The sequence below is a fragment of the Sphingobacterium haloxyli genome (assembly GCF_002980525.1).
In the GTDB taxonomy this organism is placed as follows: Bacteria; Bacteroidota; Bacteroidia; order Sphingobacteriales; family Sphingobacteriaceae; genus Sphingobacterium; species Sphingobacterium haloxyli.
In genome coordinates this window covers 1-367 of record NZ_PVBQ01000061.1, presented here as the reverse complement: position 1 = coordinate 367, position 367 = coordinate 1, and the positions used below count along the sequence as shown (strand labels likewise).

Below are 367 nucleotides of genomic sequence, written 5' to 3'. Positions count from 1 at the left end.
CGGACCATACTGGCGGTGACCGTGTTCGCCTTCGTGGTGTACATGGTGCCGGGCATGTGGGGGGCTCCGCTGAAGTCGATATCGGCATTCCTGCCGCCCTCGGCCACGCAGGACTTCGACCTCTCGGTGGTAAACTTCGGGGCAGCCCCTGCGGCAGGCACCGGACCGGCAGAGAAGAAAAAATATTACGAGATCTTCCACGACCGGGGTACCCCCAAGGGATTTGATCCGTACTACGATTACGAAGAGGGCCTTGCCGCAGCCAAAGAGCTGGGCAGGCCGGTACTCATCGACTTCACAGGCTGGAACTGTGTCAACTGCCGCAAGATGGAGGCCAATGTGTGGACAGACCCGAGGGTGGCGGCAC

General features: G+C 61.0%; 1 protein-coding gene. It reads left to right on the top strand.

Features of this window, described 5'->3' with window-relative positions:
* Nucleotides 1-367 (top strand): thioredoxin family protein (locus C5745_RS19950; protein ID WP_133166413.1); only part of this gene is annotated, 367 nt, incomplete at both ends.